Below are 23,892 nucleotides of genomic sequence, written 5' to 3' on the forward strand. Positions count from 1 at the left end.
CAGGAGGTCCCCATGCAATCCCCCGCCCTTCCCACCCTGGCCTGGATGGCGCCCGACTGGCCGCTGCTCACCGTGCTGTGCGTGCTGCTGGTGGCGGTGGCGGCGCTGGTGGCCTATGCCGCGGCCTGCGCCGCGGTGGCCCAGCGCTTTACCCGCGCGCGCCGCAAGCGGCCGGACCTGCAGCAGCTGCATCCACCGCTGCTGCAGGCGGCGGTGCGCTTTCCGGCGCGCGACGGCCGGGCCACGATCGAGGCCTGGTACCTGCCCGCCCGCCCGCAGGCCGGCGCAGTGGTCTTCGTGCATGGCAAGGACGCCTGCCGCGGCGACGAGCTGAAGTCCCCCAGCCTGGCGCTGGCCCAGTCGCTGCGGGCGCGCGGGCTGTCGGTGCTGATGATCGACCTGCGCGGCCACGGCGACAGCAGCGATGCCCGGCTGACCTACAGCGAGCATGAGCGGCACGACGTGCTGGGCGCGGTGGACTACCTGCGTTCGCTCGGCTATGCGCCGGGGCGCATCGGCTTGCTGGGCGCCTCGCTGGGTGCGGCCACCGCGCTGCGCGCCGCGGCGGCCGAGCCGGCGGTGGGCGGCGTGGTGGCCGACACGCCGTTCGCCGACTTCGGCGCCATGGTGCGCACCCAGTTCCGCCGCCTGACCGGCCTGCCGCTGTGGTTCCTGCCTGGTGCGCTGCTGGTGGGGCGCCTGCTGTCAGGCGTGCATGCGCTGGCGGTGCGGCCGGTGGAGGACATGGCGCGGCTGCGCGGCCGCCCGGTGCTGGTGATCCATTCGATGCAGGACAGCTTCATCCCGCTGGCCCACGGCCGCATGATGGCGCGTGCCGCCGGCGCCCGGCTGTGGGTGACGCAGGCGCCGCGGCACATCGGCAGCTATGCCGCCATAGAGCACACCTACACCGCGGTGGTGAGCGACTTCTTCTGCCTGCACCTGCTGGGCAGCAGCATCGATCACGCCCGCTCGGCCAATGACGCGGGGCTCGCCGGCGACGCGGCCGCAGGGGTGGCGGCATGAGCGCCGGCGCGTTCCGCAGCCAGCCGGTCGCCCCGCTCCAGCGCCTGCAGCAGCACCGGAAACACCTCGCGCGCCGCATCACGGCCGACGAACAGGTCCATGTGCGCATAGGCATCGAACACATGGCGCGTGTAGAGCTGGGGGTCGTTGTGCGCACGCAGCCAGGCCAGGGTGCGCGCCGAGGTCTCCGGATAGAAGAGCCGGTTCTGCGCGCCCGCCACGAAGCTGATCGGCAGCGCCAGCCGCTGCACCGCGCCCGGCGCGCCCAGCCAGCTGTCGGCGCCCTGCGCATCCACCACCTGGCCGGCATTCATGATGAGTGCGAGCTGTTCGAATGGCTGCAGGGCGATACGGCCGAAGAGTTCCCGCATCGCCACATGCGTGGCCTGGTCGAGCTGACCATGGGTGTATGAGGGCCCGAAGATCGAGAAGATGCGCTTGCACACCGGGTTGGTGCACTGCTCGCCTTCGGGCAAGGGCACGTTCCACAGCACGGTGTCGATCTCGTAGTCCAGCTCGGTGGGCGGCTGGTTGCGGCTGACGATGTCGAAGCCCTGCTTGAACTCGCTCAGGCCTTGCAGCAGCCGCGGCAAGTCGAGGTCGGTCTTGAGGTAGCTCAGCCAGTCGGTCACCGGATGCAGCGTGAGCTGCGAGCTGACCACCGAGCGCACGCCCGGCATGCCGCCCAGCAGCGCCATCAGCAGGCTCATCGAGCCCACGCAGTGCACGATGGCCTGCAGGTCGCGGGCCCCGGTGGCCTGCAGGATGAAGGCCACCGCGGCCGGCCAGTCGTGGCGGGCGATGTCGTCGATGTCATAGGCGGCGATGGGGCTGCCGGAATCGGGGCTGGCGCGGTAGTCGAACAGCCAGACGTCATGGCCTCGCGCGCACAGGAACTCCACCAGGTTCTCGTCCACGGTGTCGATGGCGAACGACGACGCGGTGACCGAGAAGCCCGGCGCCAGCACCACCGGCCCGAGGCTGCCGCCGCGGTAGCGGGTCAGCTGCGCGGCGAAGCCGCCCGGCAACGGCAGCGCATGGCGCTCGGGCGGCGGTGCCCGCAATGCCCGCCGCACACGTCGCGCGTCGTCCTGCGCAGGAAAGTTCTCCAGGTCGGCCAGCAGGCCGCCATAGGCGCGGAACAGCGTCTGGCCGAAGAAGCCGGCGAACTGCGCCAGGTACAGCCGCTGGATGGCGTTGCACACGCCGGGATGGTCGTTCAGCAGCTCGCCCACCCAGCCCGGGCGCGGCGCCAGCTGGAACGAGGCGGCCTGCCAGGCCAGGTCTTCCAGGCCCAGCGTGAGCGTGCCCAGGGCCACCCGCGCGCCGTTGCCCGAAGGCTGGGCCGCGTCCACCTCGTGCACCTGCACGAACAGCGTGGTCACGTCGGTCCAGGCGTTGGAGCCCGGCCGCTGGCGCAGCACCTTGTGGCCCTGGAAGTGCAGCGGCGTGCCGCCCTCGCGGGCCAGCTGCATGTCGTAGGTCATGGTCCAGGTGTCCACCTGGCGGGCGTCGATGGGCAGCAGCTGGAAGCGGCCGCGGCTGACGGTCATCGGCACCGGGCTGAGCGCCGGGCAGTGCACGCTGCCGGTGATGGCGGCGGCATGGGCCGGATCGTGCACCATCGTCCAGAGGTCGTCGGTGCGGATGGTCAGCCGGAAGTCCAACGTCTGGCCGTCGGCGCGTCCCCAGGCGGTGGCCAGGGCGTAGTCGGGCTCGCCGTCCAGGCCGGCCTCGGCGGCCAGCGGCTGGCCGGGCAGCGCCACGCAGGCCCAGCCCTGCATGGTCTCGGTGAACTGGAAGGTGGGCGACAGCAGCGTCGGGTCGTGCGCGATCACCTCCTTCAGCAACTTCTCGCCGACCGCGATGGCGCCCTCCTCCAGCGCCTGTTCCACCTCTTTTAGCAGGGCCTGCAGCCAGCCTTCCACGCCGCCGCCCAGCTGCTGCAGCCCCTGGCCCAGGCGCTGCAGCCAGCCCTCGTGCGGCGTGGAGGGCGCGGGCGCGGGGACCGGCGGCGCGGCCGGTGGCAGCGGCCCGCGGGCGGCCAGCGCCAGGTCCACGGTCCATCCCCGCTCGGCGGCCAGCAGCGCACACACCCGCTCGGCCAGCGCGCTGATGGTGAGCAGCGGATTCACGCCCGCCGGGCCGGGCAGCAGCGCGCCGTCGCACACGTACAGGCCCGGATGCACCTGGTTGCCGCCGGCGCCGGCATACACCTGGCCGCGGTCGTTGACCACGCCGCGGGCGGCGTCGTCGCCCATGCCGCAGCCGCCCACCGGATGCACCGTCACCAGCTGGTGGCCCATCGGCGCCGTCCACAGCGGATTGGGCACGAACTCGCCCTGCGTGGCGCGGCAGGCCTGCTGCAGCTGCGCGTTGTCGCGCGCGATGGCCGGGGACAGTCCGGCACCCGGCCAGTGGATGGCCAGGCGGTCGTCGTCCAGCGCCAGGCGGCCGGCGGCGTCGTCCACGCTCATCACCAGGTAGGTCTGGCTGCGGGCGGCCGGGCCGCTGTAGGCCAGCGCGGTCAGCTGCGTGGGGTCGTTCTGCACCGCCAGGCCGACGGTCTGCGCATCCTGCAGCCGCTGCTTCGCCTGCGCGGTGCCGTACTCGAAGAAGCCGCCGACCTGCGACTGCGCGAGGAAATAGCTGGCCGCGACCAGCGAGGCCAGCGGCCCGGGAATCACGCCCTCCTCGATGACCAGGCCCTGCGACGGGTCGGCGCTGCCGCGCAGGTCGATCAGGCCGGTGATGCAGGGCCCGGGCAGGTCGGCGGCGGCCAGGATGTTGCTGCCGGCGCCCACGCCGTTGATGTTGGCCCATGCGGGCGCGGCGCCCTCGGGCGCGGTGTTGCGCCAGTAGTTGTCGTAGCCGAAGGCCAGCACGTCGCCATTGCCGGAGAAGCGCTCGCCCAGCCGGCCGGACAGCGGCAGGCCCTTGTCGCGCGAGCGCAGCAGGATCTCGGTGCTGCCCAGCGCGCCTGCGCCCAGCATCACGACGTCGGCGGTGACCGAACGCGGCTCGGGCGCAGCACCATGGTCGCCGCCGGCCAGGAAGTGCAGCCGCCAGCGGTCGCCGTCGCGCTCCACGTGGCTCGCCTTGCACTGCGTGAAGATCGCCGCGCCGTGGTTGGCGGCATCGGGCAGGTAGTTCATCAGCGTGGTGTTCTTGGCACCGACGTTGCAGCCGCTGCAGCAGTCGCCGCACAGGGTGCACCGGGGTTGCGGCACGCCGAAGGGATTGGTCTGGTCGACGAAGTTCACCGCGATGGGAGGCCGGCTGAAGGGCTGCTTCATGGCGCGGGCCGACATCTGCAGCGCATCCAGCTTGTTCAGCGGCGGCCAGTCGTCCGGGTAGGGCCTGGGGTCCAGCATCTCGCGGGCCCGTCGGGCATACGGCGCGAGCAATCCGGGCTGGTCGCGGAACACCTGCGGCCAGGCCTCGGCGGCGAACAGGCGCTCGTCCATCTCCAGCGCCACGTTGGCATTGATGAGCGAGGTGCCGCCCAGGCCGCAGCCCACCACCGCATGCACCTCGGGATTCAGGTGCACGTGGTACAGGCCGTCGGCTCGGCCCAGGGTGCCGCGCGAGGTGCTGACCTGCATCTCGGCCTGGGCGCCGGCCAGGTCGCGGGGGTACTGGCCGGGCAGCAGCTCGCGCCCGCGTTCCAGCACGCACACCGATTGGCCGGCCCGCGCCAGCCGCGACGCCGCCACGCCGGCGCCATAGCCTGAACCTACCACCACCACGGTGTAGTGCGCGGCCATCCGGCCGATCGGCTGCGAGAGGCTTTTCATCATGACTGGCCCGGCGTGAAGAAGCGGTCGAGCAGGCGTTCGGCCTGCCGTTCGGCGGCGCTGCAGGCCGCCTGGGTGAACTGCTGCCAGGCGTCGGCCTGGGCCTCGATGGCGGCGGCCAGCGCTTCGCGCAGCGGATTGGCCTGCGGCCGGATGCTGGCCGCATCGGCCGCATGCACCGGCGCCATCACGCCATTGAGCGGGTCGTTGAACAGCCGCAGCGAGGCCACGTTCAAGGCCTCGTCGATCAGCACCGCCGCGGCGCCCTGGCTGCTGCCCATGGTGGGCTGGTCGATCACCCAGCCGCCGGTGTTGTACACGGCCACCGGCATGGCGTAGCCCGGCACCGGCAGCTCGCGCTGCCAGGGCTTGTGGGTGTGGCCGTAGATGAAGCGGGTGGCGCCCACGCGCGGCGCCGCGCTGCCCAGGGCCTCGTCCAGCTGGCGCTTCAGCGGGCCGGCGAGGTAGGCCACGAGCTGCTGCAGTCCGTCGCTGCTGATGACCTGGAGGTCGGCATCACGCTCGCTCTCGGCGGCGCGGCCCAGCGTCACGTCCAGCAGCGCGCGCAGCAGCTGCTCCACCGTCAGGCCCTTGACCGTCTGCGACTGGCCGCTGATGCCCAGCGTGGCCGACAGCAGCCGCACCGCTTCGTCGCCCGCGCGCTGGGTGAAGCGGCGCGAGGCCGCCGCATCGCGCAGCACCTCGTACAGCGCCAGCGCGCCCTGGCCGGTGGCGCCGGCGCTGCCGAGGTCGGACCACAGGAAATCGACCCAGGGCCCGTTCTGCGCCTCGATGTCGGCCACCGTGGGCGGCGGCTTCTGCTGCCACAGCGCCTGGTTGAGCGAGGACATGGCGGTGTAGGTGCTGTCCACGTAATGGCCGTGGTGCATCAGCACGCAGCGGCCGCTGGCCTCATGGAACAGGCCCAGGTTGGGATAGACGATGCTCACCGTGGCATCGGCCAGCTGCGGCTGGCGGCGCATCAGCCGGGTGAGCAACTCGCTGGGCACCGGCGGCGTGGGGCCGCCGGCCAGCAGCGGCGTGGCCTGCACAAGGTCGGCCGGGGCGCTGTCCAGCGCCTGCAGGTACTGCCGGTCCTGCGCGATGCGCCACAGGTGGTGGTCGTGGTTGCCCGGCACGCACAGCACGTGCGGGCTGAACACCGCCGGTGCGCCGGCCGGGTACAGCGCCTCGATGAAGCGCTGGAAGCCGGCGGCGGTGTCGCCCATGGGGGACAGGCCCATGTCCAGCACGTCGCCCAGCAGCACCAGCGTGGTGGGCGGGCTGCCGGGTGTGGCGGTCTGCAGCGCGGCCACCGTCTGTCGCAAGGCCTGGCCGAAGGCCACCAGCGTGGCGCTGGCGGTGGCCGGGTCGGGCCGGCCATCGTCGTCGCTGTGGGTCAGCAGGCTGTAGGCCGCGCCCAGGTGCAGGTCGGACAGGCACAGGTAGCGCGGGCCGGGCGGCGGTACATCGCTCATCGGGGGTTCTCCATCCCGGCCCGCGCGGCGCAGGCCATCACCGCATCGCGGACCGGCTTCTCGCGTGGGTCGTTCCACTTGTACAGGCCCAACTTGCGCGTGACGTAGGCATAGCCCAGGCCCAGGGCCGGATCGGCGAAGGCGAAGGAGCCGCCCACCGCGAAGGTGCCGAAGGCGGCCGGCGTGCTGCCGAAGTCCAGCCATCGGGACGGCTTTTCCAGGCCCAGCGAATAGACCAGGCCGGTCTTGAGCACCCGGTCGCGCCAGCCGCGACGCGGCGGCGGCGGCGCCGCGGCCAGGGCCTGCAGCACCTGCGGCCGCAGGCCCAGCCGCTGCCCACCGGTGGCGAACTCATGGTAGACGGTGGCCAGCCCGGTGGCCGAGCCGATGCCGCCCGCGCCGCCGTTCTCGATCGGCCACCAGGCCGGCGCATCCAGCGCGCCCGGGCCGCGCCACAGCAGCGGGTTGTTCAGCGCGCGGAAGGTCAGGCACCACGGCCACAGCATGCCCAGCACCATCAGCGGCGGCAGCGTGTCCAGCGCCAGCAGCATGCGCCAGGGCGCGAAGCCCTGGATGCGCGCCAGCCGCGCCCGGTCCACCGAAGGCGGCAGGCCGATGTGGAAGTCGGCGCCCAGCGGCTGGGCGATCTCGTCGGCGAAGAAGCGGCCCAGCGTGCGGCGGCGTGCATCGGTGCGGCGGATCAGCTCGCTGGCCAGCCAGCCGATGCTGTAGGCATGGTTGCCGGCCCATTCGCCGGGTGGCCAGTTGGGCGCCTGCGCCGCCAGCGCGGCGGCCAGGGTGTTCTGGTCGCCCATGTTGGCCAGGGTGAGCTTCAGGTCCATGGCGGCCAGCCCGCCCTGCTCCGACAGCAGCTGGCCGATGGTGATGTGCTGCTTGCCCTGCGCCGCGAACTCGGGCCACACCTCGGCCACCGGCTGCTCGTACGAGAACATGCCGCGGGACACGGCCAGCGCCGCGGCTAGGCCGGTCATGCCCTTGGTGAGCGAATACACCAGCAGCAGCGTGTCGGGCTGCCAGGCCTGGGTGTCGGCGTCATCCGTATGGCCACCGCGCAGCGACACCACGGTGCGGCCCTGCAGCAGCACGGTGCAGGCGGCGCCGGTCTCGCCATGGCGGGCGAAGGCCTGCTCGAAGGCGGCGCGCACCGGCTCGAAGCCCGGCGCCACCTCGCCGGTGATGGGCGGCGGCGGCCTCACGAGGCGGCCACCAGCTGGCGCACCCGCTGCAGCAGCGGCGTGGGCGGCGCCTGGCGCAGGCTGTCCAGCACCGGGCCCAGCAGCCGCGGCGCATCGTGCAGCCGGCCAGCCTGGCGCAGCGCCTGGGCCATCTCCAGCGCGATGTTGAGCTGCAGCAGCTGCGCCTGCCGCCCGCGCGCCAGCGCCAGCGCCTGGGCGAAGCCTTCCATCGCGCCTTCCGCCCCGGTGGCCAGCAGCAGCGTGGCGCGGGCGCTTTCCAGCTGCGGCTCGAACAGGTGCACGCCGCCGTGCTGCAGCGCGTCGTGGGCGGCCTGCCAGTGGGCCTGTGCCACGTCGGGCCTTCCGGCCTGCAGGCTGGCCCGCAACAGCACCAGGTGGTAGGGAATGCGCAGCAGGTTCACCCCGGCGGCCATCACCGCCTCGGCGGCGCTGCGAAAGCGCGCCAGCGCGGCGGCGGCCTGCGCCGGGTCGGCCAGCATCACCATCGCGCCGTTGACCTGCGACAGCGACAGCCAGTGGCCGAACTCATGCCGGCGCGCCAGTTCCTCCAGCACCTGGGCCTGCAGCTGCGCCCGCGGGCCGTCGCCATGCATCAGGTAGAAGGTGCTGAGGTAGAAGGTGGCGAAGGCCATGGAGCCCGGATGCGCCATTTCGGTGGCCTGCCGCTGGGCCGACAGGCAAGCCTGCTCGGCGGCCTCGGCCTCGCCCAGGGCATTCAGCGCCTGGCCGAGGAAGCTGCCGGCCATCACCGACGGCGAGGCGCCGTAGGCCTGCGCCAGGGCGGCCTCGGCCTCGGGCTCCTGCAGCTGCAGGGCGGCCAGCAGCGCATCGCGTGCCGGTGCGTGGCGGCCGCGGAAATGCAGCACGATGCCCAGCGCCGTGTGCGCCGCCAGCAGCCGGTGGCGCTCGCCGCTGTGGCGGGCCATGGCCAGCAGCTGGTCGGCCATGGCCTCGGCCTCGGCCATCAGCGCGCGGTTGTAGTAGTAGCGCCAGAGCATCCAGCTGGCTGTGAAGCGCGAGGCCATCGGGCCGCCCTGCTGGCTGAGGGCGCGCGCCCGCTCGCAGGTGTGCACCAGCAGCGGCTCGGCATAGCCATGCAGCAGCGTCAGCGAATGGCCCAGGGCCACATGCGCATCCAGCAGGCGGCCGGTGGTGTCATCGATGGCGTCGGCGCCCTGCTCCATCAGGTCGATGGCGGCCTGCAGGTGGCGCGCCGCCACCGCATGCGTGGCCTGGCGGGCCGCCTTGGCACCGGCGCGCAGGGAATAGACGATGGCCTTTTCCCGGTCGTGACCGTTGACGAAGTGGTAGGCCAGCAGCTCCAGCTGCTCGTCCAGCCGGCCGGCCTGGCGTGCCTCCAGCAGCCGGCCGACGCGGTCGTGCAGGTCGCGGCGCTGGCGCTGCAGCAGGCTGTCGTAGGCGACCACCTGGCTCAGCGCATGGCGGAAGCGGTAGCCGGGCTCGGGCACCACGCGCGTGGGCTGCACCAGGGCGGCCGTCACCAGGGCGGACAGTGCCGGCGCCACCTGCGCGGCATCGGGCACCAGGGCCTGCAGCTCGCCCAGGGTGAAGTCGCGGCCGATCACCGCGGCCTGCCGCGCCACCGCCTGCACCTCGGGCGGCAGCGCATCCAGCCGGGCCTGGATCACCGCCTCGATGGTGCTGGGCAGCGACACCGCCTGCAGCGGCCCGCGCGCGGCCAGGGTGCCGTCGGCCCGCTGCTGCAGCACGCCTTGCTGCAGCAGCGCGCGGCACAGCTCCTCCACGAAGAACGGATTGCCCTCGCTGCGCTCATGCAGCACCGCCGCGATGTCCTCCGGCACCGCGCTGGCCTGGCACACGCTGCGCACCACGGCGGCGGTCTGCCCGCGCTGCAGCGGCCGCAGGCCCAGCTGGCTGCAGTGCACATGGCGCGACCAGCCCAGCACCGCCTGCGGCCGGGCCGTCACCACCAGCAGGATGCGCTGGCTGGCCACCACCTCCACCAGCTGCTCCATCACCTCGGCCGAGGCCTCGTCGGCCCAGTGCCAGTCATCGAACAGCAGCACCAGCGGCGCCGACTGCGCCGCCACGGTGATGGCGGCCACCAGCGACTGGCCCAGCGCATGCCGGCGCGCATGGCCTTCCAGCGTGGACGGCAGCGCATGGACGGGGCTGGCGATGGACAGCAGATGCAGCAGCTGGGGCAGCCAGGGCTCGAGCCTGGCGTCGATGGCCAGCAGCCGCTGCACCGCCTGGTCGTGCAGCGCGTCCGCCGGCACATCGGCCAGGCGCAGCACGCTGCGCAGCAGCTGGATGAAGGGCAGGAAGGCCCCCAGCCGGCCCTGGGGCGAGCAGCGGGCGGCCAGCACCGTGGCTTCGTGCGGCTCGATGCGGCTGCGGAACTCATGCACCAGCCGGCTCTTGCCGAAGCCGGCGTCGGCCACGATGTGCACCGCATGGCCGCCGCCGCCATGCCGGGCCTCGTCCAGCCAGCCGCGCAGTGCGTCCAGCTCGTCGGCCCGGCCCACCAGCGGCGTGAAGCCGCGCAGCATCGCGGCGTCGATGCGGCTGTCGGTGCCGGTGCGCTGGCCCAGGCGCCAGGCGGGCGTGGCGGGCTGGGCCGGCGACGGCTCGGTGGCGAAAGGCGCATGCGGCTCGGCGGCTTCCAGCGGGTCGGGCACCAGGGGATGCAGGTTGAACCAGGGCGCCAGCCGCTGCTGCGTCTGCTCGCACACCGCCACCTCGTGGCGCGGCACCGCGGCGGCCAGCGCATGGGCCAGCGGCGGCAGCGTGCCGGCCAGGCGCCAGCCCGCGGGCGCGGCCACCGGCGTGGCCACCACGCTGCCATGGGCGATGCCGATGCGCGCCCCCAGCGGCACGGCGGCCTGCCGGCCGCGGGCCTGCACCTCGGCGGCCAGCTCCAGCGCGGCCTCGGCAGCCTGCAGCACGTCGTCCTCCTGCGCGGCAGGCAGGCCAAAGAGGCATTCAAAGCCCTGCATGTCCAGGCGCGACAGCAGGCCCCCGCGGTTGTCGGCGATGGCCAGCAGGGCCTGCTGCAGCGCGCCCAGCAGCTCATCCAGTGCCTCCGGCCCGTCGCGCCGCAGCAGCCGGTGCAGGCCTTCGAAGCGCCCGGCCACCAGCGTGACCGACCGACGCTGCGCCACGCCCGCGGGCGCCTGGCGCAAGGGCATCGGCACAGGATCGACGGCGGGCGGCGGCGCCGGCTGCACCGGCAGGGCGAAGCGGTAGCCCTGGCCGGGAATGGTGGCGATGGCCTTGACGCCCAGCGCGCGGCGCAAGGCGGAGATCTGTACCTGGAGGTTGTTGTCCTCGACCACCAGGCCGGGCCAGACCTGGTCCATCAGCTCGTCCTTGCGGACGAGCTCGCCCGCCCGTTCGACCAGCAGGCACAAGACATCGAATGCCCGCGAACCCAGCGAGAGGGGTTGACCCTGAGCCAACAGCAACCGCTCGACGGGACGCAGCTCGAAGTGCGAAAAACGCACGGGGTTGAGCATCGCACCATCCTCTGAAGGGATGCGGGACTGTATCTGTTTGTGATAGGCGTGGGCTGGGTCATCTGGGGGCCTTGCGCAAGAACAGCCGACGGCCCACGCCACGAGGAGACCCCCACTCCGTCCCCTAAACTGATTCGCACAGTTTCGGCAACGCCGCATGAGGCAGCGATGAGCAGTGAATGGACAACGCCCTTCGAGCAGGGCAACGGCAACCAGACCAGCACCTGGCGGCAGTGCATCGACTTCCACCAGCGCCTGGCCCAGGCCTTTCCGCAATGGCTGAGGTTCGAGGTGGTCGGGCAGTCCGATGGGGGCGTGCCGATCCATCTCGGCGTGTTTTCCACCGACGGGGTCTTCGACCCGCTGGCCGTGCAGGCCGCAGGCCGCACCGTCTTCTTCAACAACAACGGCATCCACCCCGGCGAGCCCGAAGGCATCGACGCCTGCATGGCCATGGTGCGCGACCTGTGCACCGACGAAGCCAGGCGCCAGGCGCTGGGCAGCACGGTGCTGATCTACATCCCGGTCTACAACGTCGACGGCGCGCTGAACCGCCAGGACACCAGCCGCGTCAACCAGGCGGGGCCGGAGGCCTTCGGCTTCCGCGGCAATGCGCGGCACCTGGACCTGAACCGCGACTTCATCAAGGCCGACAGCGCCAACGCACGAACCTTCGCCCGCGTGTTCACCCGCTGGGACCCGGACGTGATGGTCGACACCCACACCTCCAACGGCGCCGACTACCAGCACGTGGTCACGCTCATCCCGACCCAGCCCGACAAGCTCGGCGGCCTGCTGGGCACGCACCTGCGCGAGCGCATGCTGCCGGCGCTGTATGCCGACATGGCGACGCGCGGCTTCCCGATGTGCCCCTACGTGAACCCGGTGCGCGAGATTCCTGACGACGGCATCGCCGACTTCCTGGACACGCCGCGCTTTTCCACCGGCTACGCGGCGCTGCACCACACCATCGGCTTCATGCCCGAGACGCACATGCTCAAGCCCTTCGCCGAGCGCTACCACGGCACCCGGGCGCTGGTGGAAAGCGCGCTGGCCTACACCGTGGCGCACGGGGCGGCCGTGCGCGCGGCCCGCGCCGCCGACCGGGCCGCGGTGTCCGCCGGCGCGGTGGTGCCGCTGGCCTGGCAGCTGGACACCCAGCGCAGCACGCCCTTCCGCTTCAGCGGCTTCAAGGCGGTGCACGAGCCCAGCCGGCTGGGCAGCTACCAGCGGCTGCGCTACGACCGCAGCGCGCCCTGGCAGGCCGACATCCCCTACTTCGACCGCTACACCGCCACCGCCAGCACCACGCCGCCGCGCGCCTATGTGCTGCCGCAGGCCTGGCACGACGTGGCCCAGCGGCTGCAGGCGCACGGCGTGCGGCTGCAGCGGGTGGCGCGTGCGCAGACGGTGGCCGCCGAGGCCTACCGCGTCCCGCATTTCCGCAAGCGGCCGCTGCCCTTCGAAGGCCGGCACCTGCATGACGAGCTGGCCGTGCAGGCCGAGCCGCTGCAGGCCGCGCTGGCGGCCGGCGACTGGGTGGTGATGCTGGGCACGCCGCACGACCGCTTCGTGATCGAGACACTGGAGCCGCTGGGCATGGACAGCTTCTTCCGCTGGGGCTTCTTCGACAGCGTGCTCGACAAGAAGGAAACCTTCAGCGACTACGTGTTCGAGGACGAGGCCGAGCGCCTGCTGGCCGAGGAGCCCGGCCTGCGCGAGCGCTTCGAGGCCTGGAAGGCCGAGCATCCCGCGCAGCTGTCCGATCCGCAGGCGGTGCTGGGCTTCATCTTCCTGAACGCTCGCCGCTATGACGAGCCGGAATGGCGCCGCTGTCCCGTGCTGCGCCTGCCCGAGCTGCCCGCCCAACTCTTCCAACCGGAGGCCTGATGAGCCGACCGATCCTGCCCGACGACTTCATTCCCGTCAGCTCGCCGGCCGCGCCTTCGGTGCACGGCCCGGTGTTCAGCGCCGATGGCCGGCGCATCGCCTTCCTGCAGCGGCACGGCGGGCCCGACACGCTGGGCCTGTTCGTGCACGACCGCGACAGCGGCAGCACCCGGCTGCGCCTGTCCGCCGACGACCTGCCGCCCGGCCCGATGACGCTGGCCGAGGAACTGGCGCGCGAGCGGGCACGCCAGCGCTTCTCGGGCATCACCCACGCCCGCTGGCTGCCGGGCACCGGCGTGCTGTGGTGCATGTTGTCCAACCGGCTGGTGCTGCTGCCCGCTGAAGGCGACGCCGCACCGGTGGTGTACGGCCACCCCGACTACATCGAGGCCGCCACCGCCGCCGCCCTGCCCGGCGGCCAGGCCATCACCTTCAGCGCCGGCGGCGACCTCTGGCGCATCGCCGTCACCGACGGCGGCAGCCGCTTCGGCGAGCCGCGCCGGCTGACCGACGATGGCAGCGACACCGTGCTCAACGGCATTCCCGATGCGATGACCCGCGAGGAGATCTTCAACGGCGCGGCCTTCGCCGCCGCCAGCGAAGGCCGGCTGCTGGTGTGGGCCCGCTTCGACACCAGCGAGGTGGAACGCATCGACGTCGGCAATGGCGCGCAGACCCGCGTCGAGGCCACCCGTTATGCCCGCCCGGGCGGCGCGGTGGCCGTGTTCAGCATCGAAAGCCTGTCGCTGGACGATGCCGCCAGCCGCCGCACGCTGCTGCCGGCCGATGCCCAATGGCCTTACTTCCGCGGCCTGGCCGACTGGGGCCCGGACATGCTGCTGCTGACCCGCCTGTCCCGCGACCAGACGCGGCTGCAATTCCTGTTGCTGGACCTGGCCGCCGGCAGCAGCCGCGAGCTGCTGATGCAGAAGCAGGCGCCGTGGATCAATGCCATCGCGCCGCCGATGCGCCGCGGCGACGGCAGCTTCTTCCTGATCCACGAGAACACCGGCATCGGCCGTGTCGGGCTGCATGACGCGCAGGGCCGCTGGCAGCAGGACATCGGCGACGAGACGGTGGGCCATGTGGACGGACTCGTCGGCCTGGCCGGCGATGGCCTGTATTTCACCGCCACCGGGCCGGATGCGCGGGAGCACCATGTGTTCCATGCCGCGCCGGCCGACGGCTGGCAGTGCCACCGCCGCACCCATGCGCCCGGCGTGCACGGCGCCACGCTGGCGCCCGATGGCCAGCACTGGCTGCATGCCTTTGAATCAATGGACGCCGCGCCGTCGCTGGTGCTGGAAGGCATCGGCGGCGGCCCCGCCGAGCACCGCTTTGCCGCCGATGCCGCGCCCGGCTGGCTGGCCGGCGTGCGGCCGCCGGTGCTGCACGAGGTGGTGGCCGCCGATGGCCGCACCCCGCTGCATGCCGCGGTGTACGAGCCCGACGCCGGCCTGCCCGGCCTGCGCCCGGTGGTGCTGCTGGTGTATGGCGGCCCGCACCTGCAGGCGGTGCGCAATGCGTGGGCGATGACGGTGGACATGCGCGCCCAGTACCTGGCGCAGCGGGGCTTCTACGTGGTGAAGGTGGACAACCGGGGCGCCTCCGGCCGCGGCATCGGCTTCGAGCTGCCGGTGTACGGCCGACTGGGCCAGGTGGAAGTGGACGACCAGGCCACCGCGCTGGAACAGCTGCTGCCGCGCCTGCCGCACGCCGACCGCACCCGCGTGGCCGCCTGCGGCTGGAGCTACGGCGGCTACATGACGCTGCGCTGCCTTCAGCGCCGGCCGGACCTGTTCCGCGCCGGCGTGGCCGGTGCGCCGGTGGTCAACTGGGAGGACTACGACGCGCCCTACACCGAGCGCTACATGGGCACGCCGCTGCCGCTGCCCACCTTCGCCACGACCAATACCGAGGGCTACGAGGCCGGCAGCGTGCTGCGCGGCGAAGGCCAGGTGCAGGGCGCGCTGCTGCTGATCCACGGCATGAACGACGAGAACGTGCTGCTGCGCCACAGCACCGCGCTGATGGAGGACCTGGCCCGACGCCGCGTGCCCTACGAGCTGCTGCTGCTGCCCGGCGAGCGCCACGGCGTGCGCTCGGCCACCCAGCGGCCCTACCTGGAGCTGCGCATCGCCGACTTCCTGCACCGCGTGCTGGACAAGGACGAGGTGCGCTGATGGCCTGGGCCGACCCCGCGCCGACGCCGGCCCTTCGGCTGGACCTGTGGCATGCCGGCAGCCAGTCGGACGAGCGCTATGAACTGGCGCTGGCCGCGCGCTCCGGCGTGGCCGATGCCCACCGCAGCGGCCAACTCGACATCCGCGGCACCTACCGCTGGACACTGCTGCGGCCCGACGGCAGCGTGGCGGCCTCGCGGGGGTATTCCGCGCTGTTCGAGGAATGGCAGAGCACCGTGGCGGGCGATCCACAGCCGCGGGAAGGCCGCTTCGCCGAATCGCATGTGGTGCCCTGGCTGCCCGACGGCCTGCTGCGGCTGGAGCGCCGCGTGGCCGGCGACCGGTTCCGCAGCCTGTTCGAGCTGCGCCTGCCGGCCCTCGATGCGCCGCTGCCGGACGTGCCGGCCTGCGCCAGCCGGCGGCTGCATGAGCTGGACGACCCGGCCGCAGGCGCCGACGGCGTGCGCCTGCTGCTGGTGTCCGAGGGTTATGCAGCCGACGAGGAAGCCCGCTTCCTGGCCGCCGCCCGCCGCGCCCGCCAGGTGCTGCTGTCCACCGATCCCTTCAGCGCCCATGCACAGCGGCTGCGTTTTTCCGCGGTGTTCGTGCCCAGCCCGGTCTCCGGCATCCCGGCCACGCCGGAAGGCGCCAGCCGCACCGCCTTCGGCACCAGCTACGGCACGCTGGGCATGGCGCGTTATGCGGTGGCCACCGACCTGCATGCGCTGGGCCGTGCGACCGAGGGCCTGGTCCATGCCAGCGTGGTGGTGCTGGCCAATGCGGACGTGTATGGCGGCAGCGGCATCTTCAACTGCAACTGCCTGGTGGCGGCGCACATGGACGATGCCGACTTCGGCTACGTGCTGCCGCACGAACTGGGCCATTCGCTGGCCGGGCTCGGCGACGAGTACTTCGGCAAGCAGGTGACCTACGACACCAACGGCGCCGACGCCTGGCAGCCCTGGGAGCCCAACGTCTCGCCGATGGATTCGCAGGGCCGGGTCAAGTGGTCGGCGCGGGTGGGGCCGGAAGTGCCGGTGCCCACGCCCTGGCAGCATGCGGAGTACTTGCGGCTGATGGGCCTGCCGCTGCAGCCCAGCGACGATCCGGCGGCCCTGCCGGTGGCGGTGATGCGCGAGCAGGTGGCCGCGCTGCTGGCGGCCGAGCCCTGGGCCGGCCGGCTGGGCGTGTTCGAAGGCGCGCGCTACCTGGCGCGCGGGCTGTACCGGCCCGAGGCCGATTGCCGCATGTTCACCCGCGGCGCCACGCGCTTTTGCAGCATCTGCCGCGAGACGATGGCGGCGGTGCTGTCCGCCAGCGGCTGAAGCGCCGGCGGCCGCTGGCTACTTGCGCACGTTGTCCAGCGCCACCGGCACGACGAAGCCGCGCTCGACCGCCCGCGCCTCGTACATCGCGGCATAGATCGGCTGGCCGGTGCGGCGGTAGTGCAGCGCCAGCTCGTAGCTGGCGCCCTCGTGGCCCAGGGCGGCCGCGAATTGCAGCCAGCCTTCGTAGCGGTTCTGCTCGCCGGGCAGGCCGCGGTAGTGGCGGGCCAGGCGGTGCGCGGCCTCGCGGTCGCCGCGGGCGGCGCGGTGCAGCTCGTCCTGCAGCGCATCGCCGTCGGCGCAGAAGGCGCTGCGGTGCAGCCGCACATCGCGCCGCTGCAGCGCCTGCATCGCCAGCTCCGCGCCCGCGCGCTCGGAGCGCAGCCGCTGGCCCTGCGGATCGTCGGGATGCTGGCGCAGGAAGGCTTCCACCCCGCGCACCACGTCGGCCGGCCAGCGGGTGGCCTCGGGCGTCGCGGCGGCGCCGCAGTCGGCCTGGGCCGGGGCGGCCAGGCACAGCGCCAGCCACAGCGGCAGCAGTCGAAAAGGGAAAGGAAGGGGCATGCGCATGGAAGACCTCGCTTCCAGCCATGTCGGCCGCCGCCGCCGCGGGTGTAGCGCCGCGGCGCCAACTAATGCGCGCCGGCCGGCGCCACGCTCACATCTGGCGGAACACGTGCAGGTAGCTGCGGCTGACCGGCAGGCGTTCCGGCCGGCCCTTGAGCAGCACGTCGGCGGTGTCGTTGGCGCCGCGCACCACCTGCGCCACATGGTGCAGGTTGACGATGACCGAGCGGTGGATCTGCACGAAGCGGTCGGGGTCCAGTTCGTCGGCCAGCTCGCGGATGCTGCGGCGGATCAGCGCATCGCCCCCTGCCAGGCCACCAGCGTGTACTTCTCGTCCGAGCGCAGGTACTGCACCTCGTCCACCGGAATCAGCCTGACGGTGCTGCCCACCGAGGCCTTGATCCACTGCAGCCAGCGCGGCACCGCCGGCGCGCGCTGCTGCAGCGCAGCGGCCAGCCGGTCCAGCAGCGGCGCCACGTCGGGCGCCGGCTGGTCCGGCTGCCGCTGCAGGCGCTCGCGCAGGCGCTGCACCGTGTCGGCCAGCCGCGCCTCGTTGAAGGGCTTGACCAGGTAGTCCACCGCGCCCTGCTCGAAGGCCTGCACCGCGTACTGCTCATAGGCGGTGACGAACACAAGGTGCGCCCGGCGGCCGATCTGCCGCGCCGCCTCGATGCCGTCCACGCCGGGCATGTGCACGTCCAGGAACACCACCTGCGGCCGGTGCTGCTCGAACAGCGCGACCGCCTCGCGTCCGTTGCGCGCCTGGGCCAGCACCTGCAGCTCGGGCCAGGCCCGCGCCAGGTGCGCGGCCAGGTGCTCGCGCAGCAGCGGCTCGTCGTCGGCGATGAGCGCAGTGGCGGCGGTGCCGGCCGTCATGGCGCCGCCTCGGCAGGCAGGTGGATCTCGGCATCGACACCCTGCGGCTGGCGCGCGGCCAGATGCAGCCGCGCGGCATCGCCGTACATCGCCTGCAGCCGGGCGCGCAGGTTGGCCAGGCCGGTGCCGGCCGGCGCGGCCCCGCTGCCTTCCGCGGGCAGGCCGACGCCGGTGTCGCGCACCGCCAGGCACAGGCCGCCGGCGGCATCGCGCTGCGCCTGCACCAGCACCTCGCCGCCGTCCTCGCCGGGGTCGATGCCGTGGCGCACCGCGTTCTCGACCAGCGTCAGCAGCGCCATCGGCGGAAAACGCAGCGGGGCCAGCGACGGATCGGCCTCCACCCGCCACTGCAGCCGGTCGGGCATGCGCATCTGCATCAGCGCCAGGTAGGCCTGCACCCGGGCCAGCTCGTCGCCCAGCGTGGGCCTGGCATCGTGGAAACGCGGGATGGTGGCGCGCAGGTAGTCGATCAGCGTCTGCAGCACCGGTGCCGCGCGCGGCGAGCCGCTTTCCACCAGCGCCTGCACATTGGCCAGGGTGTTGAACAGGAAATGCGGCTCGATCTGCGACTGCAGCAGCGCCAGCCGGGCATCGGCAGCCTGGCGCTCCAGCGTCTCGCGCTCCAGCGCGAACTGCAGCGCCTGGCTGCGGGCCTGGGCATCCCGCTCGCGGTACATGGCGCCCAGCGCCAGCACCAGGCCCAGCACCAGCCCGGTGCCGGCAATCCAGCTGAAGCCGGCCACCACGCCCGGGTTGTCGAACAGCACCAGCACGTTGCCGCCCACGTACAGCAGGTAGATGCAGGCGGTGGCCAGCGGCGCGGCCAGCACGATGGCCGCCAGCTGCAGCAGCCAGCGCGGCATCCAGGCCGGCAACCGGTGCACCGGCAGGCGGCCGGCGGCATGGAAGGCCAGCAGCAGCACCATGGCCAGGAACAGCGTGCGGCCCAGCACCACCGGGAACGGCGGCATGAACAGCGGATTGAGCAGCGCCGCCACCACCACGGCCATCGCCACGGCCATGGCCACGCTGCGCAGGGTGAGCTGGCCCAGCAGCGAAGGCCAGGGCGGCGGTGCGCCCGGCGCGGGGCCGGTGTCGGGCGGCGGCGGTACGGTCATGCCGCGACGATAGCGCCATGCCGCACCGCTTCGGCCGGCCGCCGCACCGGCCATGCGACGGGCCGCGGTTTGCGGGGGCCGGCCGGCGGCTGGCGGGCGGCTCAGCGGCCCTGGATGAACTTCAGCACGCGCTCGGCCGTCAGCTTGTCGTTGTCGAATGCGCCGTGGGTGGTGGCGGCGCTGATGGTGCCGGGCGCAAACACCAGCGAGGTGTTGGGCCACTGCCTGGCCGGCTCGCGCACGTCGCGCTCCATGCCCAGGATGGGCGTGGTGGCACCGCCTTCGAAGGATTCACGCACCAGGTACAGCAGCGAGCGGCGGTACGGGCCGCAGGTGGAGTCGTCCTCCTCGGCGCGGTCGGTCAGGCTGAATTGCTGGTAGCGGGCCACCTGGCCGCTGCGCAGCAGGGGCACCATCAGCTGCTCGAAGGTGTCCAGCCGCACCGCCGGCGCCATGAAGTTCACCGACTCGAAGCGCATGCCCTGCTCGGCCAGCCGGTGGATGAGGAAGGTGCCGGCAATGGCCCCGGCCGAATGGCCGATGAAATGCATGCGCACCTTCTTGTTGGTCACCGCCTTCGAAAAGTGCTGCCACAGCAGCACCGCGCCGGCCTGCTGGTCGTCGGGCACGCCTTCGCGGTACAGGCTGATGAGGTTGGCGTTCTCCTTCATCTCGCCCCAGATGGCGGTGCCCGGCCGCGCCAGCAGCCGCTCCAGCCGCTGGTTCCACCAGCGCTCCAGGCCGCCGGCCACCTTGGGCGCGCCGCCCACCGCATCGCGCAGCATGGCGCCCAGCGTCTCCATGAAGCCGGTCTCCCACATCAGGAAGACGGGGAAGATGCGCCGGTCGTAGAGCATCGGCACCCACTGCGCGGCGATCTCGGCGCCCGACTTCTCGCTGACCAGCCCGCCGTGGGCATACAGGCACACGTCGATCACGTCGTCCTGCAGGCCCCAGGCCTCGCGCGCGCGCGCCAGCTGGATGTCGGCGATGGCTCGCACGTCGTCCGGCGTGGTGCGGAACTCGCCGCTGTTGGACAGCGCCCCGTTGTTGCCCATGTTGATGATGAAGGGCGCCAGCTCCCGGTTGCGCAGCACCTCGCTCTGCGCCAGCGCCACCTTGCCGCGGTGGTCCAGCCGCAGCGTGGCGGTGCGGGCCAGCTCGCGGTGGTCCTGGGTGACCACGCCCAGCTGCACCACCCAGCAGTCCATCGCGTTCTTCAGCCAGTCGTCGTAGGTGAGGATGGCGTAGCCGTGCGAGCCCCACTCCGGCCCCCAGGAGTTCTGCAGCAGGAAGCCACGCTCGTTGTAGCCCACCAGCACGAAGGCATGGCCGGCATGGGCGGCCCAGCCGGGCTCGACGGGGATGGTCCACACCTCGTCGAAGCTGCTGGGGCGCTCGGCCATCAACGGCTGCTGCATGCCCTGGTCCCAGCCGGCATGGCAGCCGCAGCTCACGAACAGGATGCCGGCCTCGTTCAGCGCCGCATGCATGTCAGTGATCTGCGACGGCGTGATGCGGTAGTAGGCGCCCAGCGGCCGGCGCACTGCGTCAAACCACCAGTCACGCTCGATGTCGTCGGCCGCGGGCGGCATCTCCAGCGCGGGGAACAGATCGAGCGCACAGGCGCCATGCTTGAACCAGCCCTTGAGCGCGCCGCGCAGGCTGGAGCCCTCGTCGGCCACCGAGCCGGGGAATTCGTCGTAGCGCCGCGCCATGGAATACAGCATGTAGGGCGAGACCAGCGGCTCCAGCTCGCGCTTGGAAGCGCGCAGCGCATGCTCGGCCACCGCCGACAGCGCGAAGCCGGTGCAGGCATTGGTGTCGCCCTGGTTCTTGATTGGCAGCGCGATCTTCGGAAACAGCGTGGGCGCCGGGCACATCGAGATGGCCGGCATGAACAGCCGGTCGCGGAAGTCGATGGCATCGGGCCGGGCGCTGAGCTTCCAGGCCGGCGGCCTGGGCTTGGCACGCGGCTTGGCGGGCTTGCCGGGCTTGGCTGGCTTGGCGGGGGACTGGGCGGCTGTTGCGGCGGCTGTTGCGGCTGTGCTCTTCTTCGTGACCATGGACGGGCGCTCCGGTGGGGGGGCAGGCATCCTCCGGCGCGGCGCGGGCGCGGTCAATCCCAACGATGCCCAGCGGCGCCATGCAAACGGCCCGCACGAGGCGGGCCGTCATTCGGTGCAGCGCGCAGGCCGCGGCTTACCGGCTTACTTCAGCGCCTTGTAGCGCAGGCGGTGCGGGCGGGCGCCCTCTTCGCCCAGGCGCTTCTTCTTGTCGGCCTCGTACTCCTGGTAGTTCCCGTCGAAGAACACCCACTTCGAGTCGCCTTCGGCAGCCAGGATGTGGGTGGCGATGCGGTCCAGGAACCAGCGGTCGTGGCTGATCACCATCACAGAGCCGGCGAACTCCAGCAGCGCGTCTTCCAGCGCGCGCAGGGTTTCCACGTCCAGGTCGTTCGACGGTTCGTCCAGCATCAGCACGTTGCCGCCCTGCGCAAGCGTCTTGGCCAGGTGCAGCCGGCCGCGCTCACCGCCCGACAGGTTCTTCACCAGCTTCTGCTGGTCGTTGCCCTTGAAGTTGAAGCGGCCGATGTAGGCGCGCGAAGGCATCACGAACTTGCCGACGACGATGTTGTCCAGCCCGCCCGAGACGTCTTCCCACACCGTCTTCTCGCCTTCCAGCGATTCCCGGCTCTGGTCGACGAAGGCCATCTTCACCGTGCGGCCGATGCTCACGGTGCCGCTGTCGGGCTGCTCCTTGCCGGCGATCAGGCGAAACAGCGTGGACTTGCCCGCGCCGTTGGGGCCGATGATGCCGACGATGGCGCCCGCGGGCACCTTGAAGCTCAGGTCGTCGATCAGCACCCGGTCGCCAAAGCTCTTGGTGACGTTGTTGAACTCGATGACCTCATGGCCGAGGCGCTCGGCCACGGGAATGAAGATCTCGTTCGTCTCGTTGCGCTTCTGGTATTCGACGTCGCTCAGCTCCTCGAAGCGGGCCAGGCGCGCCTTGCTCTTGGCCTGGCGGCCCTTGGCGTTCTTGCGCACCCATTCCAGCTCGATCTTCATCGCCTTGGTGCGGGCGTCCTCGGTGCGCTGTTCCAGCTCCAGGCGCTTTTCCTTCTGCTCCAGCCAGGTGGAGTAGTTGCCCTGGTAGGGGATGCCGCGGCCGCGGTCCAGCTCCAGGATCCACTCGGCCGCGTTGTCGAGGAAGTAGCGATCGTGGGTGATGGCCACCACGGTGCCCGGGAAGCGCGACAGGAACTGCTCCAGCCAGTCGACCGATTCGGCGTCCAGGTGGTTGGTGGGCTCGTCGAGCAGCAGCATGTCGGGCTTGCTCAGCAGCAGCCGGCACAGCGCCACGCGGCGCTTCTCGCCGCCCGACAGCTTGCCGATGACGGCGTCCCAGGGCGGCAGGCGCAGCGCGTCGGCGGCGATCTCCATCACCAGCTCGGTGTTCTCGCTGCCGGCCGCGGCGATGATGGCTTCCAACTCGGCCTGCTCGGCGGCCAGCTTGTCGAAGTCGGCATCGGGCTCGGCGTATTCGGCATACACCTGGTCCAGGCGTGCCTTGGCCGCCAGCACGCCGCCGATGCCCTGCTCCACCGCTTCGCGCACGGTCTGGTCGGGGTCGAGCTGCGGCTCCTGCGGCAGGTAGCCGATCTTCAGGTCGGGCATCGCGACGGCTTCGCCCTCGATGTCCTTGTCGATGCCGGCCATGATCTTCAGCAGCGTGGACTTGCCCGAGCCGTTGAGGCCGAGCACGCCGATCTTGGCGCCGGGGAAGAAGGAGAGCGAGACGTCCTTCAGGATCTGCCGCTTCGGCGGCACGATCTTGCCGACGCGGTTCATGGTGAAAACGTACTGGGCCATGTGTTCTGCAGTGCAGTCTGTGGCGCACCCGACGAGGGGCGCCGAAGCACGCATTATCCCTGCCGGGCGGTATTTCTCGGCAGGTTGGGCGGGTATCGGTCTTGGTGACGCTGACGAGGCGCGGCTTGTCGTTCTTGCGCAGCGGGTGACTTGCTGGGTGTGGGCAGTTTGCGCAGGGCCGTGCGGGCCGACCCGGGGGCTTAGCTTCCGCGGTCGGTGCTGCGCACCGACTGCCCGGCGCTGCTCACGCCGGTGGCCCGCGGCCCAACTCGCCTTCGTTCGCTGCGCTCACTGCGGCTCAAACAGTCGGCCGCAAGTCAGTTCACGAGGCGCGCTGCGCGCGCGGCCACCGGCGCTGCGCTGCTCGGCGCTCCACATGCGCCCCCGGGCCGGCCCGCGCGGCCCTGCGCAAATGTCGCCGCCGTGGTGTTGTGCATGAAGGTGCCTTGCAACGGCGCCGCCGTCCGCGACGACCGTGCTGCGCTGGCGCCGTCGGCCTTGGCACGGCAGAGCGTGCTGGGCTGCGGGGCGGTTGCAGCAGCCTCTCCGCACAGCAGAGCAGAGCCGCGCGGGGGCGGTGCCCGGTGGGGCGATTTGTGGGGTGGCGAGGAGCGCAGTGCCGAGGTCGGCGCGCTTCAGCGCGCTTCGTGAACTGACTCGCGGCCGACTGTTTGAGCGGCAGTGAGCGAAGCGAACGAAAGCGAGTTGGGCCGCGCGACCTCGGCGCGAGCACCGCAGCGGAGTCCGGCCCGCAGGGCCGGACCACCCCAGCATGAGCCCCGCCGGGCACCGCCCCCCGCGTGGCGGCCGAACAAGAACAGCACCTGCGGCCTCCGCCCCCCGCATACAGGCCGAACAAGAACAGCACCTGCGGACTCTGCCCAACCCCGCACGGCGGTCGAACAAACAAGCACTGACACCCCGCCCAGACCCGCGCAACGGCCCTGACGAGCCACCCCGTACAATGGCGCAGCGGCCTCGCTTCCAGTCACGAGGCCGCAGTCGATTCCGACGTTCCATACCTACCTCCCCGCCTTCCG

At 72.1% G+C, this 23,892-nt stretch carries 14 protein-coding genes; 4 read left to right on the plus strand and 10 right to left on the minus strand.

Annotation, left to right across the window (positions count from 1 at the left end):
- Positions 1 to 12 precede the first annotated feature (12 nt).
- Positions 13 to 1,026, plus strand: a complete 1,014-nt coding sequence (locus tag LRS14_RS20080; protein ID WP_257800811.1) for an alpha/beta hydrolase — start codon at positions 13 to 15, stop codon at positions 1,024 to 1,026.
- Here the strand turns inward: LRS14_RS20080 and LRS14_RS20085 are convergent.
- Genes LRS14_RS20085 through LRS14_RS30370 form a run of 4 tightly spaced genes read right to left on the minus strand, consistent with a single transcriptional unit; the run spans position 963 to position 11,177 of the window.
- Complete coding sequence (locus LRS14_RS20085; protein ID WP_257800812.1) at positions 963 to 4,823, minus strand: alpha/beta fold hydrolase; 3,861 nt, start codon at positions 4,821 to 4,823, stop codon at positions 963 to 965. The genes LRS14_RS20080 and LRS14_RS20085 overlap by 64 nt on opposite strands.
- Positions 4,823 to 6,301, minus strand: coding sequence for a metallophosphoesterase (locus LRS14_RS20090; RefSeq protein WP_257800813.1), 1,479 nt, complete (start codon positions 6,299 to 6,301; stop codon positions 4,823 to 4,825). The genes LRS14_RS20085 and LRS14_RS20090 overlap by 1 nt, the downstream gene beginning before the upstream one ends.
- Positions 6,298 to 7,518 (minus strand): serine hydrolase domain-containing protein, encoded by a 1,221-nt coding sequence (locus LRS14_RS20095; protein ID WP_046114418.1) that lies wholly within the window; start codon positions 7,516 to 7,518, stop codon positions 6,298 to 6,300. The genes LRS14_RS20090 and LRS14_RS20095 overlap by 4 nt, the downstream gene beginning before the upstream one ends.
- On the minus strand, positions 7,515 to 11,177 hold the full coding sequence (locus LRS14_RS30370) for an AAA family ATPase (RefSeq protein ID WP_310740859.1): 3,663 nt from the start codon (positions 11,175 to 11,177) through the stop codon (positions 7,515 to 7,517). The genes LRS14_RS20095 and LRS14_RS30370 overlap by 4 nt, the downstream gene beginning before the upstream one ends.
- A 9-nt stretch (positions 11,178 to 11,186) precedes the next feature.
- Here LRS14_RS30370 and LRS14_RS20105 point away from each other — a divergent pair, with 9 nt between their 5' ends.
- From LRS14_RS20105 to LRS14_RS20115, 3 genes are read left to right on the plus strand one after another with little or no spacing between them, the layout of a single operon-like run.
- Entirely contained in the window at positions 11,187 to 12,908 is a 1,722-nt protein-coding gene (locus tag LRS14_RS20105) for a M14 family zinc carboxypeptidase (RefSeq protein WP_257800815.1), read from the plus strand.
- Positions 12,908 to 15,091 (plus strand): prolyl oligopeptidase family serine peptidase, encoded by a 2,184-nt coding sequence (locus tag LRS14_RS20110; RefSeq protein ID WP_257800816.1) that lies wholly within the window; start codon positions 12,908 to 12,910, stop codon positions 15,089 to 15,091. The genes LRS14_RS20105 and LRS14_RS20110 overlap by 1 nt, the downstream gene beginning before the upstream one ends.
- Positions 15,091 to 16,416 (plus strand): M64 family metallopeptidase, encoded by a 1,326-nt coding sequence (locus tag LRS14_RS20115; protein ID WP_257800817.1) that lies wholly within the window; start codon positions 15,091 to 15,093, stop codon positions 16,414 to 16,416. The genes LRS14_RS20110 and LRS14_RS20115 overlap by 1 nt, the downstream gene beginning before the upstream one ends.
- A gap of 18 nt (positions 16,417 to 16,434) precedes the next feature.
- Here the strand turns inward: LRS14_RS20115 and LRS14_RS20120 are convergent, their stop codons facing one another.
- From LRS14_RS20120 to ettA, 6 genes are all read right to left on the minus strand, one after another.
- Positions 16,435 to 16,986, minus strand: a complete 552-nt coding sequence (locus tag LRS14_RS20120; protein ID WP_257800818.1) for a hypothetical protein — start codon at positions 16,984 to 16,986, stop codon at positions 16,435 to 16,437.
- 88 nt (positions 16,987 to 17,074) lie between these two features.
- Positions 17,075 to 17,389 carry a LytTR family DNA-binding domain-containing protein gene (locus LRS14_RS30375; protein WP_310740860.1) on the minus strand — a complete coding sequence of 105 codons (315 nt, stop codon included), beginning with the start codon at positions 17,387 to 17,389 and terminating at the stop codon, positions 17,075 to 17,077.
- Positions 17,275 to 17,859: a response regulator gene (locus LRS14_RS20125; protein ID WP_310740861.1), complete on the minus strand. Its 585-nt coding sequence runs from the start codon at positions 17,857 to 17,859 to the stop codon at positions 17,275 to 17,277. Before LRS14_RS20125 ends, LRS14_RS30375 begins: the two co-directional genes overlap by 115 nt.
- Positions 17,856 to 18,977 carry a sensor histidine kinase gene (locus LRS14_RS20130; protein ID WP_257800819.1) on the minus strand — a complete coding sequence of 374 codons (1,122 nt, stop codon included), beginning with the start codon at positions 18,975 to 18,977 and terminating at the stop codon, positions 17,856 to 17,858. Before LRS14_RS20130 ends, LRS14_RS20125 begins: the two co-directional genes overlap by 4 nt.
- A 101-nt stretch (positions 18,978 to 19,078) precedes the next feature.
- Positions 19,079 to 21,043 carry a C1 family peptidase gene (locus LRS14_RS20135; RefSeq protein WP_257800820.1) on the minus strand — a complete coding sequence of 655 codons (1,965 nt, stop codon included), beginning with the start codon at positions 21,041 to 21,043 and terminating at the stop codon, positions 19,079 to 19,081.
- Between the two features lie 144 nt (positions 21,044 to 21,187).
- Positions 21,188 to 22,852 (minus strand): energy-dependent translational throttle protein EttA, encoded by a 1,665-nt coding sequence (ettA, locus tag LRS14_RS20140; protein WP_046114410.1) that lies wholly within the window; start codon positions 22,850 to 22,852, stop codon positions 21,188 to 21,190.
- Positions 22,853 to 23,892: the final 1,040 nt, after the last annotated feature.

The organism is Aquincola sp. J276 (assembly GCF_024700035.1).
Taxonomy (GTDB): Bacteria; Pseudomonadota; Gammaproteobacteria; order Burkholderiales; family Burkholderiaceae_C; genus Aquincola; species Aquincola tertiaricarbonis.

Excerpts from the sequence above, each read along its gene's own strand:
- LRS14_RS30370 (WP_310740859.1), bottom strand. The coding sequence starts at position 11,177 with ATGCGGCGTTGCCGAAACTGTGCGAATCAGTTTAGGGGACGGAGTGGG.
- LRS14_RS20110 (WP_257800816.1), top strand. The coding sequence starts at position 12,908 with ATGAGCCGACCGATCCTGCCCGACGACTTCATTCCCGTCAGCTCGCCG.
- ettA (WP_046114410.1), bottom strand. The coding sequence starts at position 22,852 with ATGGCCCAGTACGTTTTCACCATGAACCGCGTCGGCAAGATCGTGCCG.
- LRS14_RS20085 (WP_257800812.1), bottom strand. The coding sequence starts at position 4,823 with ATGAAAAGCCTCTCGCAGCCGATCGGCCGGATGGCCGCGCACTACACC.
- LRS14_RS20130 (WP_257800819.1), bottom strand. The coding sequence starts at position 18,977 with ATGACCGTACCGCCGCCGCCCGACACCGGCCCCGCGCCGGGCGCACCG.
- LRS14_RS20105 (WP_257800815.1), top strand. The coding sequence starts at position 11,187 with ATGAGCAGTGAATGGACAACGCCCTTCGAGCAGGGCAACGGCAACCAG.
- LRS14_RS20080 (WP_257800811.1), top strand. The coding sequence starts at position 13 with ATGCAATCCCCCGCCCTTCCCACCCTGGCCTGGATGGCGCCCGACTGG.
- LRS14_RS20125 (WP_310740861.1), bottom strand. The coding sequence starts at position 17,859 with ATGACGGCCGGCACCGCCGCCACTGCGCTCATCGCCGACGACGAGCCG.
- LRS14_RS20090 (WP_257800813.1), bottom strand. The coding sequence starts at position 6,301 with ATGAGCGATGTACCGCCGCCCGGCCCGCGCTACCTGTGCCTGTCCGAC.
- LRS14_RS20120 (WP_257800818.1), bottom strand. The coding sequence starts at position 16,986 with ATGCGCATGCCCCTTCCTTTCCCTTTTCGACTGCTGCCGCTGTGGCTG.
- LRS14_RS20115 (WP_257800817.1), top strand. The coding sequence starts at position 15,091 with ATGGCCTGGGCCGACCCCGCGCCGACGCCGGCCCTTCGGCTGGACCTG.
- LRS14_RS20135 (WP_257800820.1), bottom strand. The coding sequence starts at position 21,043 with ATGGTCACGAAGAAGAGCACAGCCGCAACAGCCGCCGCAACAGCCGCC.